Annotated in this window: 17 protein-coding genes; 8 read left to right on the forward strand and 9 right to left on the reverse strand. The window is 73.5% G+C overall.

The window, feature by feature from the left end; all coding sequences use genetic code 11:
- Positions 1 to 305 precede the first annotated feature (305 nt).
- Both ACLBYG_RS06400 and ACLBYG_RS06405 read left to right on the forward strand, forming a co-directional pair.
- Positions 306 to 515 carry a cold-shock protein gene (locus ACLBYG_RS06400; RefSeq protein WP_012322269.1) on the forward strand — a complete coding sequence of 70 codons (210 nt, stop codon included), beginning with the start codon at positions 306 to 308 and terminating at the stop codon, positions 513 to 515.
- A gap of 216 nt (positions 516 to 731) precedes the next feature.
- Positions 732 to 968, forward strand: a complete 237-nt coding sequence (locus tag ACLBYG_RS06405; RefSeq protein ID WP_091679178.1) for an AsnC family transcriptional regulator — start codon at positions 732 to 734, stop codon at positions 966 to 968.
- 33 nt (positions 969 to 1,001) lie between these two features.
- On the opposite strand, the gene ACLBYG_RS06410 is transcribed toward ACLBYG_RS06405, so the two are convergent.
- The gene (locus ACLBYG_RS06410) at positions 1,002 to 1,817 is read right to left on the reverse strand and encodes an inositol monophosphatase family protein (protein WP_447680924.1); all 816 of its coding nucleotides are present in this window, start codon (positions 1,815 to 1,817) and stop codon (positions 1,002 to 1,004) included.
- Between the two features lie 420 nt (positions 1,818 to 2,237).
- Between ACLBYG_RS06410 and ACLBYG_RS06415 the strand changes: the two genes are divergently transcribed.
- The gene (locus ACLBYG_RS06415) at positions 2,238 to 2,693 is read left to right on the forward strand and encodes a DUF6101 family protein (protein WP_056531694.1); all 456 of its coding nucleotides are present in this window, start codon (positions 2,238 to 2,240) and stop codon (positions 2,691 to 2,693) included.
- 15 nt (positions 2,694 to 2,708) lie between these two features.
- On the opposite strand, the gene ubiA is transcribed toward ACLBYG_RS06415, so the two are convergent.
- Complete coding sequence (gene ubiA, locus ACLBYG_RS06420) at positions 2,709 to 3,656, reverse strand: 4-hydroxybenzoate octaprenyltransferase (RefSeq protein ID WP_020090669.1); 948 nt, start codon at positions 3,654 to 3,656, stop codon at positions 2,709 to 2,711.
- Between the two features lie 88 nt (positions 3,657 to 3,744).
- Positions 3,745 to 4,224, reverse strand: a complete 480-nt coding sequence (locus ACLBYG_RS06425) for a hypothetical protein (protein WP_020090668.1) — start codon at positions 4,222 to 4,224, stop codon at positions 3,745 to 3,747.
- 220 nt (positions 4,225 to 4,444) lie between these two features.
- On the opposite strand from ACLBYG_RS06425, the gene ACLBYG_RS06430 reads away from it, so the two are divergent.
- From ACLBYG_RS06430 to ACLBYG_RS06450, 5 genes are all read left to right on the forward strand, one after another.
- Entirely contained in the window at positions 4,445 to 5,197 is a 753-nt protein-coding gene (locus tag ACLBYG_RS06430; protein ID WP_056531698.1) for a 16S rRNA (uracil(1498)-N(3))-methyltransferase, read from the forward strand.
- 293 nt (positions 5,198 to 5,490) lie between these two features.
- Positions 5,491 to 6,858, forward strand: coding sequence for a glutamate--cysteine ligase (locus ACLBYG_RS06435; RefSeq protein ID WP_447680925.1), 1,368 nt, complete (start codon positions 5,491 to 5,493; stop codon positions 6,856 to 6,858).
- 97 nt (positions 6,859 to 6,955) lie between these two features.
- Positions 6,956 to 7,297 carry a hypothetical protein gene (locus ACLBYG_RS06440; RefSeq protein ID WP_447680926.1) on the forward strand — a complete coding sequence of 114 codons (342 nt, stop codon included), beginning with the start codon at positions 6,956 to 6,958 and terminating at the stop codon, positions 7,295 to 7,297.
- Positions 7,298 to 7,374: 77 nt separating this feature from the next.
- A complete protein-coding gene (locus ACLBYG_RS06445; protein WP_447680927.1) occupies positions 7,375 to 7,644 on the forward strand; it encodes a sulfurtransferase TusA family protein in 270 nt (89 codons plus the stop codon).
- 37 nt (positions 7,645 to 7,681) lie between these two features.
- Positions 7,682 to 8,257 (forward strand): NUDIX domain-containing protein, encoded by a 576-nt coding sequence (locus tag ACLBYG_RS06450; RefSeq protein ID WP_026604542.1) that lies wholly within the window; start codon positions 7,682 to 7,684, stop codon positions 8,255 to 8,257.
- Between the two features lie 2 nt (positions 8,258 to 8,259).
- Here the strand turns inward: ACLBYG_RS06450 and ACLBYG_RS06455 are convergent, their stop codons facing one another.
- The 6 genes from ACLBYG_RS06455 to ACLBYG_RS06480 all read right to left on the reverse strand — a co-directional run bounded on the left by ACLBYG_RS06455 (position 8,260) and on the right by ACLBYG_RS06480 (position 15,935).
- The gene (locus ACLBYG_RS06455) at positions 8,260 to 9,123 is read right to left on the reverse strand and encodes a WecB/TagA/CpsF family glycosyltransferase (RefSeq protein WP_447680928.1); all 864 of its coding nucleotides are present in this window, start codon (positions 9,121 to 9,123) and stop codon (positions 8,260 to 8,262) included.
- Positions 9,116 to 10,591: a GumC family protein gene (locus tag ACLBYG_RS06460; protein WP_020090661.1), complete on the reverse strand. Its 1,476-nt coding sequence runs from the start codon at positions 10,589 to 10,591 to the stop codon at positions 9,116 to 9,118. Before ACLBYG_RS06460 ends, ACLBYG_RS06455 begins: the two co-directional genes overlap by 8 nt.
- A gap of 280 nt (positions 10,592 to 10,871) precedes the next feature.
- Positions 10,872 to 12,047 (reverse strand): glycosyltransferase, encoded by a 1,176-nt coding sequence (locus ACLBYG_RS06465; RefSeq protein WP_447680929.1) that lies wholly within the window; start codon positions 12,045 to 12,047, stop codon positions 10,872 to 10,874.
- On the reverse strand, positions 12,044 to 14,020 hold the full coding sequence (locus ACLBYG_RS06470; protein ID WP_447680930.1) for a glycosyltransferase: 1,977 nt from the start codon (positions 14,018 to 14,020) through the stop codon (positions 12,044 to 12,046). Before ACLBYG_RS06470 ends, ACLBYG_RS06465 begins: the two co-directional genes overlap by 4 nt.
- Before the next feature lie 86 nt (positions 14,021 to 14,106).
- Positions 14,107 to 15,153: a selenide, water dikinase SelD gene (gene selD / locus ACLBYG_RS06475; RefSeq protein WP_447680931.1), complete on the reverse strand. Its 1,047-nt coding sequence runs from the start codon at positions 15,151 to 15,153 to the stop codon at positions 14,107 to 14,109.
- A 62-nt stretch (positions 15,154 to 15,215) separates the two neighbouring features.
- Positions 15,216 to 15,935: a cytochrome c biogenesis CcdA family protein gene (locus ACLBYG_RS06480; protein ID WP_447680932.1), complete on the reverse strand. Its 720-nt coding sequence runs from the start codon at positions 15,933 to 15,935 to the stop codon at positions 15,216 to 15,218.
- Positions 15,936 to 15,943 lie beyond the last annotated feature (8 nt).

Below are 15,943 nucleotides of genomic sequence, written 5' to 3' on the forward strand. Positions count from 1 at the left end.
GCCACGCGCCTTAACTGCTTGAGCGCATTCCGTATATGCATCGTGAATGCCCGGAATCACAGGGGGCGGTGCCGCTCGGCCCCCTCCCGATCCCGGCCTGCGACGCAGATGATACGCCGCCCATGCCTTGTTGCGGCCGCAGCCTGCGCCTAAATACGTCCTCGGGGGGCTTATCCACCGAGGCTGACGCTGTTCAAGGTTCAGCGACTCGCGCCCCGCCGCACTGGCCAAATCCAGAAAGACCGTGGTGCATCACGCGGCCCTCGTGCCGCGCGGATGGCCTATGGACGAACGAGGTACACTACGTGAATACCGGCACTGTGAAGTGGTTCAATGAGACCAAGGGCTACGGTTTCATCCAGCCCGACGATGGCGGCAAGGACGTGTTCGTCCACATCTCGGCCGTCGAGCGCGCCGGGATGCGCAACCTGATCGAAGGCCAGCGGATCGCTTACGAGATCCTCACGGACAAGCGCAGCGGCAAGGACGCCGCCGGCAACCTGCAGGCGGCCTGACCGTCGCGGGTTCCGAGGCGCTTCCCGCGCCCTCAGTGCGCCGAAGTGTGCAACTGAGGATTGCGGGTGGCGCATGAAGCGGCCGCCAGACGCGGTTCCCCCTTCCGACGCTGCCTGCCCGGGCGAGACTGCCCGGGTTCCGGTCGCGTCGGAGGCAATATCCCAGAAACGACGCCGGGCGCAGCCAACGTCCGGTCCAGAAAAGAAAAGACAGTGATGTTATTCGAGTACACACGGCGCCGCGGCGTCCGTTCCCCCGTCACCGATGCCCCGACCTTCCGGGTCGGCAAGCTGGCGCGGGCCAAGACCGCGGACCAGACCGGGGCCGATCTCAGCGACCTGATCGACCGGTCCTACAACTACCACTCCCCGCGTGAACTGCACTGGCATCTCGCCGAGCGTCTCGGGCTCGCGCCCGCCGCGGTGAAGATCCGCGAGACCGCGACGGCCTGAGGTCGCTCGCCGCGGACACGCGGGGCCTCGGCCTCAGCGGTCCCAGGCGGCGAGCACCGGGTCGCGCAGACCCGCCGGAGCGGCGAGCAACTCGCCGTGCACCGGGTCAGCGCGATTGTACGGCGTCGCAGACCCGGAGAAATCGCAGACCACGCCGCCCGCCTCGCGCAGAACGAGGTCGGCGGCGGCCAGGTCCCAGTCGCGGGCATTCCCGGAGATCATCCCGATATCGACCGTCCCGTCCGCCACGCGGGCGAGCCTCAGGGCGAGGGACGGGATCCGCGCGATCACCTCGAAATCCGGGTCCGCTCCGGCGCCCCGGGCCAGGCGGTCGAGCATCGGCTTCGGGCCGGTGACGCGGGCGCCGGGCAGGCTCTGCTTGGTATCGACGCGGATCGGTTCGCCGTTCCGCGTCGCGCCGCGCCCGCGCACGGCCTCGTAATCCGCGTCGCCCACTGGCGCGTGGACGAAGCCGATCAGCGGCTCGCCGCCCGACAGGAGCGCCACCGCGATCGACCAGTCCGGATGGCCCGACAGGAACGCCCGCGTCCCGTCGATCGGATCGACGATCCACACGAGGTCGTGGCCGAGGCGCGCCGGGTCGTCGGCGGTCTCCTCCGACAACCATGCCGCCCGCGGCACGAGGGCGCTCAGACGCACCTTCAGGAAGGCATCGACCGCGACGTCCGCCTCGGTCACAGGCGAGCCGCCGGCCTTCGACCAGATGCGGGCCGAAGTCTGCCCGCCGAGCCTGAAGAACGGCCGCGCGATGTCGGCGGCCTCGCGCATCACGGCGCGCAGCTCCGGCATCAGGGCGGATACGGCATCGTCGGTGAGAGGCTCTGGCATCGCGCTCCGCGTGGAATCCGTGCGGCCCGCGAGGGCCCCGCCGGCCCGCCCGTCCGGCGGGCGGACGTCCGGGCCCGCTTGGGCTCACCCGGTCGGGCTGAGAAGACCCGGCGCGGAGGATCGCGCGCCCGGTCGCCCCGTTGTACGGCGGCGCCCGCAGCGCCACAAGGATGCTGGTTGATCGATCGATAACGACCGATCTGCGCAAGGAAACGTTGAGCATTCAAGGAAGCATTGAGCATTCCGCAAATGACAGCGCTGTCCAGATTCGCTTAACGACGGCTCTTAAGCGGTGCGGAGGAGTTCGGGTGCGATTTTGCTTGGCATAACGGACGGCCCGACAGGGGTCGCCACTTGCTCCAGGGACTCGGACCGATGAACACTTCCCCGGCCACGGACAAAAGCCACGCAGGACACCCGATGCACGGTGCCGACACCGCGCCCCGCTTCGTCGCTTCGCCGCTGCCGGTGATCGGCCGCGCCCCCGGCGCGCGCCGGGCCGTCGGGATCGCGCTCGCCTACGCCACCGAGGACGCGGAGATCGTGGGCGCCGACCGGTTCAGCCTGATCCTCGTCGACGCCGAAGGCGACGTGCTGCAGCGCCTCGGCAGCTTCGAGGAGGACGATGTGGTCGCGTTGTGGCGCGACATCGCGGCGCGGGCGGGCCTCGTGCGGATGATCGTCCGGGAGGACGGCCTCCTCGTCCCGGTCTCCCAGCAGATCGGCCGGCTGATTCTCGGTCAGGTCCGCATCCGTCGCCGCCACGCCGGTCTCGGCCGCCGTCGCCCGCGCTTCCTGGCCCGCCGCAAGACCGGCCGGCTGCCCGCGCGCCCGCAGATCTTCCGCGGCGAGAACGAGATCATCGCCCGCACCTGAGGGTGCCGACGGCGCCTAGAACAGGTTGCGCAGCAGCGCGTCGGCGGTGAGGCCGACGAACAGGATCAGGCCCGCATCCCGGTTCGACCGGAACAGCGTGAGAGCCCCGCGCCCGTCGCGCTCGCGCAGCGACAGGACCTGCCAGGCGAGGTGCCCGGCGAAGGCGGCGACCCCCAGATACCCGACGAGCCCCGCTCCGGCCCCGCGCGCGGCCAGCACCACGAAGAGAGCGGCCAGCGCGTAGCAGAGCCCGACGGCGAGCCGCACGTGCCGGCCGAACAGGCGGGCCGAGGAGCGGATCCCCGCGATCTCGTCGTCCTCGATATCCTGCACCGCGTAGATCGTGTCGTAGCCGATCACCCAGCACAGGGCGCCCGCGTAGAGCAGGAGCGCCGGCGGATCGAGGCGGGCGAACACCGCGGCCCAGCCCATCAGAGCCCCCCAGGCGAAGGCCAGTCCCAGGATCGCCTGCGGCAACGGCATGACCCGTTTCATGAACGGGTAGATCGCCACCGGCAGCAGCGAGCAGAGACCGATGATCACCGCCTCCGCGTTGAACTGCAGCAGGACGGCCAGCCCGATCAGGGCCTGGATCACCAAGAACAGGGCGGCGTGGCGCGGCCGCACCTGGCCCGAGGGCAGGGGGCGCAGGCGCGTGCGCTCGACCTGCGCGTCGAGGTCGCGGTCGGCGATGTCGTTGTAGGTCGAGCCCGCCCCGCGCATCGCCACGGCGCCGATCAGGAAGAGCAGGCAGTGCCAGGGGTCGGGAAAGGCCTGGTCCGCGGCGATCGCCGCCAGGGCGGCCGACCACCAGCAGGGCAGGAGGAGGAGCCACCAGCCGATCGGCCGGTCGATCCGGGCCAGGCGCAGGTACGGGCGCCAGGGCCGGGGCGCCCGCCGGTCGACCCAGTGCCCGGAGACCGCGTCGGCCGGCCGCCCGTCGTCAAACACCGTGCCGTTCATCGGTCGGATCTCCGGTCGTCCCGCACGTGAGTCCCCCGCCGCTGCCGAGGGGGGACCCGCGCCGGATCCGCGATCCTCTCAGACGATCTCAGAGAGCGCCCTGCGGCAGCTTGAAGCTTCCGGTCAAGCCCGGGCCGCCGAGCAGCCCGCCGCCGCCGCCACCCGCCTGGGCCTGGGCCTGGGCGCGGGCCTGCGCCTCCATCTTGGTCGCCTGGGCGGCGACGCTGCAGATCTTGGTGCGGATGCCGCTGACCTTCACGTGGTCGGCCTTGAAGCCCTCGGCGAAAGAATCGGGGATCGAGCACCATTCCTTGTTGGCGGCGATCCACTTGATGCCTTCCGCGCCGTTGGACTGAAGCTTCCCGAACAGGGCGCAGGCCTCCTGCGGGGTCATCTTCTTCTTGGACTGCGACGCCGCATTGGCGCGGCCGACCAGAGCCTTGCGCTCGGCCAGGGTCTTCTGGATGGCACCGCATTCCGGTGCCGCGCTCTGCGCGAACGCCGCCGTGCCGAACAGGACGGTGCCGACCAGCACCGCCGCCCCCAGCTTCAGACTCCCCTTCGCCATTCCGCGACTCCCTCGACGCCCCTGCCGAATCCGCGAGCGGCCGGCTCTCTTCCGTTCCGTTGGGTTCGCCATAGGATTGTGGCGTCATTCGAGCGGCAAACCGGCTGCGCCATGCACCGGTGGACTGGCTGCCGAAAACCGGGGCTCGTAACCATTCGGCAACACTTTCGGTCGCGGTCCCCGCGTTGACAGGCCCGCCGGCCCGCGCGACCACGCCGCCATGCCGGCCTATGACTTCACCGCTCCGCGCCTCCACGTCGCGGCCGATCTCGCGGCGGGGGTGATTCTACCCCTCGACCGGGCTCAGGCGAACTACCTGCTCAACGTGCTGCGCCGGGGGCCGGACGATCCGGTCCTGGTCTTCAACGGCCGCCACGGCGAGTGGCGCGCCCATCTGGTCCAGACCGGGCGCAAGGGCGCCGACCTGCACGTCGCCGCGCAGACGCGTCCGCAGCCCGCGGGCGCCGACCTTCACTACCTGTTCGCCCCGCTGAAGAGCGCGCGCCTCGACTATCTCGCGCAGAAGGCGGTGGAGATGGGGGCCGGGACGATCCGACCGGTCATCACCCGGTTCACGCAGGGCGATCGCGTGAACATGGACCGGCTGCGGGCCAACGCGGTCGAGGCCGCCGAGCAGTGCGGGATCCTGGCGATTCCCGATTGTCCGGAGCCCGAGCGCCTGCCGGCGGCGCTCGCGGGCCTCGCGCCCGGGCGGCTCCTCGTGTTCTGCGACGAGGACGCGCCCGTGCGCGACCCGGTGGCGGCCCTGCGGGCGGCCGGCGACCCGCTGGCGCCCCCTCCGCTCGCCGTGCTGGTCGGTCCCGAAGGCGGCTTCTCCGAGGAGGAGCGGGCGCTGATCCGGGCGCGGCCGAACACCGTGGCGCTCTCCCTGGGGCCGCGCATCCTGCGGGCCGACACCGCCGCCGTCGCCGTGCTGACGCTGGTGCAGGCGGTGCTCGGCGACGCGCGCTGACGCGCGCCGCCCCGATCCATGTGTGCCCGCGCACATGGAAGGACCGCGCCGGTCGATTGTTTCCCCGGATCAGACGTGAAGCGGCGCGCCGGTCGAGACCGCCGCGTTGTGGGTTCACGGCGGCTCGATTATGTCCCGGATCGGACGCCGCCTGCGCCGCGTGCTCATCGGGGTCGGGGGCGGGTGTCCGCCCGGATCCCGCTCGCGAGAGCGGGTTTGTACCGGGTGGATCCGCCGGAGCAGTCCGGCGCGCCCGTTCCCAGGCACACGTCAGACGCACGGGCAGGCAGCGCATGGCGCGCGACAGCAACGACACCACGCCGCTCACCACGCGCGCCGAACTGATCGAATGGTTCGCGGCGGGCGAGAAGCCGCGCGCGCGCTTCGCGATCGGCACCGAGCACGAGAAGATCCCGTTCTATCGGGAGACCCGGGCGCCGGTCCCCTACGAGGGGGACCGCGGCATCCGGGCGCTCCTGGACGGACTCGCCCGTGAGACCGGCTGGGAGCCGATCCTCGATCTCGGCAACATCATCGGCCTGTCGGCGGAGGCGGGCGGCGCGATCTCGATCGAGCCCGGCGGCCAGTTCGAGCTGTCCGGCGCGGCGCTCCCCGACGTGCACGCCACGGCGGCGGAACTCGCCACGCACCTCGCCGCCACGAAGCGGGTGGCCGATCCCCTGGGCATCGGCTTCCTGACGCTGGGCATGAGCCCGAAATGGCGCCGGGACGAGACCCCGGTCATGCCCAAGAGCCGCTACCGGATCATGGCCGGCTACATGCCGAAGGTCGGGTCCCTCGGTCTCGACATGATGCTGCGCACCGCCACCGTGCAGGTGAACCTCGACTTCGCCTCCGAGGCCGACATGGTGCGCAAGATGCGCGCGTCCCTGGCGCTGCAGCCGGTCGCGACCGCGCTCTTCGCCAACTCGCCCTTCACCGACGGCCGGCCGAACGGCTTCCTGTCGCGCCGGTCCGAGATCTGGCGCGACACGGATGCCCACCGGACCGGGATGCTGCCCTTCGCTTTCGACGCGGGGTTCGGCTACGAGGCCTACGTCGACTGGCTGCTCGACATGCCGATGTACTTCGTCAAGCGGGGCGACACCTACCACGACGTGTCGGGCGCCTCGTTCCGCGACCTGATGGCCGGCAAGCTCCCGCAGCTGCCGGGCGAGTTCGCCACGGTCTCCGACTGGGCCAACCACGCCTCCACGGCCTTCCCCGAGGTGCGGCTCAAGCGCTTCCTGGAGATGCGCGGCGCCGATGTCGGCGGCCCCGGCATGATCGCCGCCCAGGCCGCCTTCTGGACCGGTCTCCTCTACGACGACTCGGCCCTCGACGCGGCCCTCGACCTCGTGAAGGGGTGGAGCCTCGCCAACCGCGAGGCCGCGCGCGCCACGGCGCCGCGCCTGGGGCTCGCGACCCCGGTGGCCAACACCACGCTCGGGGCCGTCGCCGCCGAGGCCTTGGCGATCGCCCGCGCGGGCCTCCGGGCCCGGGGTCGCCGCGACGCCGAGGGCCGGGACGAGGTGATCTACCTGCAGCCGCTCGAGGCCGTCGTCGCGGCCGGGCGGACGCGGGCCGAGGATCTCCTCGCCGACTACGAGGGGCGCTGGGGCGCCTGCGTGCGTCCGGCCTTCACGGAATGCGTCTTCTAGCACCCGCTGAGCGGCTCACGCCGCCCGCGCGAATCGCCATTGGAACGTGCTAATGGAACGTTCCGACAGGGCGCGACGCCCGGGGAGAGGCCGCATCATGATCCGCATCATCGCCGTCATCCTCGCCGGGATGGCTTCCATGCCGGCGGCCGTGAGCACGGCGCGAGCGGCCGACTTGGCGCGGTTGGAGGGCGCTGGGCCGGCCCCGGGGCGCTGGCATCACGGGGCCGGCGGCCGGATCGCCGGCACCGTGGCCGCGCGGGGGCGGCCGCAGTACAGCTACTACGGCGAGTACGGCTATCCCGCGCCGTTCGGCTACGGTTACGCCTACGCGCCGGTCCCGAGCCGCAGCTTCGAGTACGGCTACAACGGCCCCCGTTACATCTGGACGGCGCCGGACAGCTATTCCGGACCCGCCTTCGGCTATCACGTGTGGTGAGGACGCCGCTGGCGCCGGGCCGCCGCGGTGCCTAAGACCGCCGGGCCGGCATCCGCGCCGGTTCGGGAGCTTCCGGCGTGCGGGACGAGGATCCGGACTGCGTCGACCTCGACCTGAGCGGCCTGAAATGCCCGCTCCCGGTCCTGCGCACCCGGAAGGCGCTGCGCGGCCTCGCCGCCGGCCGGACGCTGGTGGTGACCTGCACCGACCCCCTGGCCGCCCTCGACATCCCCAACCTCGTGCGCGAGGAGGGCGCCCGCCTCGACGCCGCCGAGCGCCTGGAGGGGCCGCCCGCGGGGCGCCTGCGCTTCCGCATCACCCTGTCCGCAAGGCCGCCGCATTCCTGAACGATCCGTCGGGCTCCAGGAGCAGGGCGACATCGGAATGGCACCACGGATCGGGGGCGTGCGCCTCGTACATGACGGCTGGGCGCGCTACCTCGTCGCCGAGGTGATGCAGGAGGACGGGAGCCGCATCACCCGGGAGATGGAGGATCACGGCCGGGCGGTCGCGGTGCTCCCCTACGATCCGGAGCGGCGGGTCGCCACGCTCGTCTCGCAATTCCGGGCGCCGGTCCTCTACTCGGGCGGGCCGCCGAGCCACATCGAGGTGCCGGCCGGGCTCCTCGACGAGGGCGCCTCCGAGGACGAGGCGCGGCGCGAGGCGATGGAGGAGACGGGCCTGCGCCTCAGCGCCCTCGACTTCGTCGCCAGCGCCTGGTCGATGCCGGGGATCTCCACGGAGCGGATGGACCTGTTCCTCGCCGCCTACGGCGAGGCCGACCGGACCGGCACCGGCGGCGGTCTCGCCGCCGAGGGCGAGGCCGTGGCGGTCCACGAGATCCCGCTGCCGGAACTGGCCGCCATGGGCCGCCGCGGCGCGATCACCGACATGAAGTCGCTGACGCTGCTCTTCGCGCTCCAATTGCGGCGGCCGGACCTGTTCGCGGAGCGGCGCTGAGGTCAGCCGGCGCGCCGCCGGAACTGGTCGCGCGCGGCGAGGCCGATGAAGCGCCACGACTTGATGAAGTAGCGCCGGAACAGCCGGCGCGGCGCCTGCAGGAACCGGTAGATCCACTCGAGGCCGAGGCGCTGCATCAGCCGCGGGGCGCGCGGCAGGAACCCGGCGGCGACGTTGAGGGCGTCGCCGACGCAGAAGACCACCGGCTCGCCGAGCGTCTGGCCGTAGCGATCCACCCAGATCTCGGATTTGGGCGCGCCAACGCCCATCACCAGCAGCGTCGTCCCGTGGGCGCGGATCCGCTCCGCCAGGGCGCGGCTGTAGGCCGCGTCGTGCTCGAAGCCGAAGGGCGGCACGGCGCTCGCCACGGCGCCGGGCGGAAGGCCCGCCGCCTGCAGCCGGGTCGCCAGCGCGTCCGCCGCGTCCTGTCGGGCGGAGACGAAGAAGACCCGCCGCGCGAAGGCCGGCGGGTCGGCCAGGACGCAGCCCAGGAGGTCGTGGCCGGTGATCCGGTGAACGGGCTGGCCGCACGCCTTCCGGGCCAGCCAGACCAGCGGCATCCCGTCGAGGGTCCGGGCCGCGGCGCGCGCGTAGGCCTCGCGGAACGGCGCGTTCTCACTGAGCTGGACGATGTGATCGACGTTCGCCGTCACGATCATGCGCGGGCGGCCGTCACGCCGGGCCGCGACGTCGGCCACGAGGGTCGCGGCGGGACCGGTGTGAAACCGGTAGCCGAAGAGTTCGACGGTCGCGCCCGTCTGCGGCGATCCGGACGCCGCGGGGGCCGGGGCGCTCACCGTGTGTGCCTCCCCGAGGACCGGATCCATAGCGCCCAGGTAGAGGCTGATCTCGCCGATGTCACGCATCGGCGGCCCGGAAGCTCGCGGCCGGCCGGGTGGCGGCGCGCAGGCTGCGGCGACGGTCGCTGTCGGCGCCGAGCAGCAGGGCGATGCCGCCGCCGAGCAGCAGGCCGAGGACGAGCGCCACCGGCAGGACGATCTTGGGGGAGGGCGGGAAGGTCCGCTGGCGCGCCGGGACCGCGGCCGAGATGATCCGGACGTTGGTGGTGTTGAGCCGCTCCTGCTCGCTCGCCTCGCGGGCGCGCTTCAGATAGGCCTCGTAGATGCCGCGGCGGGCGTCGAGGGTCCGCTCCAGCTCGCGCAGGCCGACATAGGCCCGGTCGCTGGACGCGGTCTCGTTCTTCACCCGGTCGAGATTGGCCCGGATCGCGGCCTCGCTCGCGGCGGCGCGGTCGTAATCCTTCTGGGTCGTCTCGATGATCCGCTCCTTCTCGCGCTGGATCAGGCGCTGCAGGTCGCGCTGCTGGGCGTACTGCTCGGCCATGGCCGGGTGGCGCTCGCCGAGGCGGGTGGCGAGCTCCGCGGTGTTGCGGGACAGCGTGGCGTATTGCTGCCGCAGGGCCTGCATCTCCAGGCTCTGCAGCATTTCGGGAAGGGCGGTGCTGGGATCCGACGAGCGCATCCGGCGCGCCTGATCGAGGCGCGACTTGGCCTCCGCGGTCTTGATGGAGGCGGTGACGAGCTGCTGGTTCAGGTCGCCGAGCTGCTGGTCGGTGAGCAGGCGGCCGCTGGCGGCCACGAGCTTGTGATCCTCGCGGTAGCGCACCACGGCGCTCTCGGCCTGCTCGACGTCGCGCTTGAGGCTGTTGAGCCGCCCCGCCAGGGCGTCGGAGGCGCGCCGCGCGGTCTCGGTCCGGGCCGCGGCCTCCTCGGCGAAGTAGGCGTCGCCGACGGCGTTGGCGATGCGGGCGGCCTTCTCGGGATCGCGCGACTGAACGGAGACGTCGATCACGAAGGTCCGCTCGGCCCGCCGGACAGTGAGCCGGTTCTGCAGCGTGTCGAGGGCCGTGAAGACCGGGTCGCGGCTCGCCGGCGGGGGCAGCATGCCCAGCGCGCCCTTGATCCAGGTGAGGGTCGGGTTGTTGCCGTCCGGCAGCACGAACTCGTCGTCCTGGTCGAGGTGGAGCTTGGCGATCACCCGGCGCAGGACGCTGTCGGACTGGATCACCCGCACCTGGCTCTCGGCGATCGACACGCCGCTGTCGGCCTGGGGCTGGCGCGCGTTCACGTCGTTCTCGACGACGCGCAGGTCGCTCGGATCCACCAGGATCTGGATGCTCGACGTGTAGCGGGGCGGGATCAGGCCGAGGAGCGCCACCGCGACGGCGACCATGAACAGGCCGCCCAGCACGATGAAGCCGCTGCCGCGCCACAGCCGCCGCAGGATCACGCGGCCGTCCGTCGGCGGCGCGACCTGCGGCAGCACCATCCGCACGGGCCGTTCGCCGCTCATCCGCGTCGAGAAGTCGAACATACGCCTCGCTCCCTGACCTGCCTCGGCGGAGACCGCCGCCCGTCACCCGCCCCGTCGCCCGTTCCCTTTCTGACCAGCTCCGTGCCGATCTGGAACAGGTGCCCGCCCGAGGCGCTGCCTTCTTCGGGAGCCCAGCAATCAACATACCGGACCAGTAGTGTCGCCCCGATCCGGCACTTGCTTCAGGAAGCTGGCAGATATCGCTTACAGATGCAGTCCTGACTGTCACGACAATCGGGCGTGAAAAGTTCCCGATTTGTTGGGGACTACGCAGGCCGCCTCAGGCGGTGCCCGCGTGTGCGACAATTGACTCCAGCGCATCGTAAGCCGCGGGATCGCCGGCCAGGAAGCGCCGGAAGCGCGCGCCGTCCTCGGCCGCGATCGCGTTCCAGCGCGCCACGTTGGCCCGACTCATTCGGGCGGCGCGGGCCAGGGCGCCGTCGCGGATCCAGCCTGCGAGGGCGCCCGCGGCCGCGTCGGGCTCCTCCGGCCGGATCAGCAGGGCCGACGCCCCCAGGACCTCCCGGAACACCGGGTCGTCCGGCGCCACCACCGGAAGGCCGCCGTGCTGGACCTCAAGCAGCGGCAGGCCGAGCCCCTCCGCCTTGGAGGTGGAGACCAGCAGGTGGCACGACCCCGCGAGGGCGCGCAGCTCGGCGTCGGCGAGGTACCCGTGGCGGTGCAGGAACGGCGGCGGTGCGTCCAGGAAGGCGTGCTGCCCCCAGCCGACCCGGCCGACGAGGTGGAGCTCCGCCGGGATACCGGCGCGGATGAGCGCCGCCGTCAGCGCGAGGGTCGCCGGATAGTTCTTGCGCGGCTCGATGGTGCCGATGGCCAGGATCCGCAGCGGCCGGCCCGGCGCGTAGGCCGCCGGTCCCGGCAGGTGCGCGAGCCCGAAGGCGTCGCGGACGGGAGGGCGCAGCAGGGCGACGCGGGCGCGTCGGGTGCAGAGCGCGCGCACGTCCGCCCCGGTGGTGCGGCTGTTGACGAACAGGTTCGGGCACCAGCGCAGGGCCAGGGCGAAGCTGGGGCTCATGTAGAGCCGGCTGCGCAGGCTCAGATCCTCCGTCCGCGTGAGCAGGAAGGTGTCGTGGACGTAGAGCAGGCAGCGCGACGCCGCGACGGCGCAGAGCGGCCCGGGCGGGAAGCCCGGGAACAGGAACAGGGCGTCCCGATCCATCAGCGCCCGCGCCGGCAGGCCGAGCTGCTGCGCGGCGACCATGCCGGGCAGGGAGCCCGCGGTCACCGGCCGCACCGCGTGCGGGGCGAGCCGGTCCGGGGCGAACAGGTCGAGGGTGACTCGCTCGATCCCCGTCACGTGGGCGCGCAGATGGGTCTGATCGAGGTAGATCCGCCGCCGAGTCGGCGCCGCCCGCGCGCCGCCCGCATTGTCGCCGGCCACGTCGCCGGCCACGCCGCCCACCGTATCGCCGGCCCTGTCGCCGTGGGCCGTCACGTGTGGCTCCGGCGCAGCGCGCCGGCGAGGTAGAGGCACCGGCGCACGAGGAGCGGCATCCGACGCCCGAAGACCATCTGCTTGGCCCGCCGCAGCCGACGCACGAGCGGGCGCGAGACCGCCGGGACGGTGCCGGCCGCGCCCGCCCGCAGGTTTGCCGCGAAGGGGAAGTGCCCGAGCATCCCGGGGGCGAAGCGCGGGCCCGTCGGGGCGCTCGGCAGACCGTGACGCCGGAAGACCGCGTCCAGCGACAGCGCGGAGGCGGCCGGGCTGTAGCGGCTCTCCAGGGCGATGCGCGCGAAGGCGCCGAGCCGCGCGCGCGCCTCGCTGTCGCCGACCAGCGCCGCCAGCGCCTCGGCGAGGGCGCCCGGCCGCACCGGCACGAGGCGGCCCGACACGCCGTCGATCACGGCCGAGGTCAGGCCGGAGGTGCGGTAGGCGAGCGTCGGCACCCCGCACAGGCCGGCCTCGATCGGCGTCTGCCCGAGGGTCTCGTGACGGCTGGCGGTGACGTGGAGGTCGCAGGCCCCGTACCACGCGGCCAGGAGCGCCTCGTCGGCGATGAGGCCGGGCGCGTACAGGTTCGCGACGCCGAGCCGGGCCGGGTCGTCGAGCCGGCCGACCGCCACCACGCCGACGCCCGGGCCCGCCACGGCCTGGAGCGCGGCCCTGAGGTCGGCGAAGCCCTTGTCGGGCCCGTCGACGATGACCGAGGAGACGAGGATCAGGACGTCGTCGGCCGGCAGGCCGAGCGTGCCGCGCAGCGCCGCGCGATCGCCGGGCCGGAACACGGCGGTCGGGAAGGCCAGCCGCACGGGCTCGATCACGCTGCCGGGCGGGGCGAGTTCGCGCGCCCGCGCCAGCGTCCAGTCGGAATTGGCCAGCAGCCAGGGCGCGGAGGGTCGCGTCGGGGATCCGGGCGCGGCGCCGGCGAGCACCGCGCGCTTGCGCTCGTGCATCCCGGCGATCCGGCCGGGCGCCAGCTCCGGGTACTCGTCCGGGCCGGGGCAGGCGGCGTCGCAGCCGGACGCGGCGCGCCCGCAGTCGCGGGGGTGGGCGCACCGGCCTGTCAGGGGGAAGAGGTCGTGCAGCACGAGGCCGACCGGACCGCGCCGCGCCAGGCGGCCGACGACGTCGAGGCTGCGGGTGGCGCCGTGCAGGTTGCCGGCGAGGACGAGATCGGGGGTGGCCGCCGCGATCGCGGCCTCCGCCCGCGGGAAGTCGTCGCGCCACTCGGCGGCCTCCGGGCGTCCGCTCAGCGTCACCTCCGCGACCCGGTGGCCCGCCAGCGTCAGCGCCTCGGCGAGGCGGCGCTGGGCCACGCCCGCGCCCCCGCGGGTGCCGGTCCCGGTGAGCGACACGATCGACAGGCCCGTGGCGGGCGGGGGCAGCGGCGCGTCGAGCCTGTGGAGCAGGATCGGGCGGCCGATCAGGCGCCGGCAATTCTCGGGGATCGCCGACCAGGCGGTGGCGGCGTCGAGTGTTCCGTGGGTGTCGAGGATCGCGTGCGCGAGAGCGTCCCGCCGCCAGAGGATCCCGCCGTCCGCGGCCCCGGGGCCGTCGAGGCCGCGGACGGCGTCGTCGAACAGGACGCGCAGCCCCGCCACCGCGTCGGCGCCGGTGAGCGCGGCCTCCAGCGCCAGGGCGGTCAGCGCACCGGGCGCGAGCAGGTCGCCGGCGCGGAGCCAGAACAGGTGCTCCGGATCGGGAACCGACAGGATGCGCGCCGCCGCGGAGCGGCCGGCCGCCGGGTCGAGCAGGTCGTGCCGCAGTTCCGGGTAGCCCTGGCGCAGGACCGACGCGACGGTCTCGGCGAGCGCGGCACCCGCGCTGGCCACCGTGACGACGCGGATGCGCGGCCACGGGCGCCCGTCGGGGAGCGACGAGGGACGGGCCGGCGCGCCGGCGCTGCGCCCGAACGGCCAGCCGGCGACGCCGTGGGCGGGCGGTGACATGTCTGCGGCGTCGGTCACGGCGGCTCTGGCGGCGGCTCGGGTCTCGTGCGGGGCGGCAGAGTGGACGGGAAGGTTGAAGATTGCCTCTCGGGGCGGGCGGCCCGTCAGGCCGCCACCCGGATCCGCGCCGGGCCGGCCTCGATCCGGCCGATCCGGGCCGCCGCCGGGTAGCCGGCCGCCCGGATGCGCGCCAGGATCGCGTCGGCCCGGTTGGCCGAGCAGGTCACCAGCAGCCCGCCCGAGGTCTGTGGATCGGTCAGGAGGTGGCGGCGCCACTCGGGGAAGTCGGCCGGCAGGTCCACGGCCTCGCCGAACGCCGCCCAGTTGCGGTGCGAGGCGCCGGTGACCGCGCCCGCGCGCGCCAGCGCCTCCGCCTGCGGCAGCAGGGGAAGGGCGTCGGCCTCGAGGGTGAGCGTGAGGCCGGCGCCGCGGGCGATCTCCAGGCCGTGCCCCAGGATGCCGAATCCGGTCACGTCGGTCAGGGCGTGCACGGCGGGCTCGGCGGCGAGATCGGTCCCGATCCGGTTGAGCAGCGTCGTGGTCGCGATGAAGTCGCGGTAGCCGGCCTCGTCGAGGGTCGCCCGCTTGATCGCCGCCGAGTAGACCCCGACCCCGAGGGCCTTGGTGAGCAGGACGGCGTCCCCGGCCACCGCGTCGGCGTTGCGCCGCACCGCCTCGCGGCGGCAGGTCCCGATCACCGCCAGGCCGTAGATCGGCTCCGGCGCGTCGATCGAGTGGCCGCCCGCCACCGGGATGCCGGCCGCGGCGCATTGCTCCGCGCCGCCGCGCAGGATCCGCGCGACCACCTCGGGGTCGATCTTGCCGAGCGGCATCCCGAGGATCGCCAGCGCGAACAGCGGCCGGCCGCCCATGGCGTAGACGTCCGAGATGGCGTTCGTCGCGGCGATCCGGCCGAAATCGACGGGGTCGTCCACCATCGGGGTGAAGAAGTCCGTGGTGGCGATGAGGCAGGTGCCGTCCTCCAGCTCCCACACCGCCGCGTCGTCCGCGGTCTCGTTGCCGACGAGGAGCCGCTCGAACGGGCCCGCCGCCGGCTGCTGGGCGAGGAGCTGGCGCAGGGTAGCCGGGTCGAGCTTGCAGCCGCAGCCGCCGCCGTGGGCGAGACTGGTCAGGCGGGGGGCATCGCTCATGGCCGAACTCCGTTCCGGATAACCTGGGGTCTTCGCGGGGTCTTCGCCGGGTCTTCGCGGAGTCAGTAGCGCGTCGTCACCGCGTTGAGCCAGTCCGGCGAGGCCGCGACGGCCGCGGCCTCGACCCGCTTGTCGAGGCCCGTCAGCACCAGCAGGCCGAGCACGACCATCACGGCGCCGAGCGCGGCCTTCGCGGCCCGGCCGGCCGCGGCGAGGCCGCCGCGCCAGCGCAGCAGCGCCTCGCGGGAGACGAGGCCCAGGAGCATCAGCGGGGCCGCGGCGCCGATCCCGAAGGCCAGCATGGTCAAGGCGACGCCCCCGAGATGCTCGCCCCGCGCCGCCATGAGCGAGGCCGCCCCCAGGGTCGGTCCCACGCAGGGGCTCCAGGCCGCGCCGAGCAGCAGGCCCACGGCGAACTGGCCGGGCAATCCCCCGGAGCCGACGCCGCCGAAGCGATCCTCCGCCCAGGCGCCGACCGGGCCGGCCGCCGTCGCGACCCGGGCCTGGAGCCGCGGCAGCATCAGCACGACGCCCAGGAGCACCAGGAGCACGGCGCCGGCGCGCCGGAACACGTCGCCGTCGAGCCCGACGGTGAAGCCGATCGTCGCGACGAACAGCCCGATGGCCGTGAAGGCGATGGCGAGGCCGGCCGCCAGAGCCACCGGACCCAGGCGATGCTCGGCCGCCGCCGTGCCGAGCACGATGGGGATCAGCGGCAGCACGCAGGGCGAGAGCACCGAGAGCAGGCCGGCCAGGAAGGCGAACCCCACCGTTCCCAGCATGCCCTGTG

The sequence above is a fragment of the Methylobacterium sp. D53M genome (assembly GCF_053345625.1).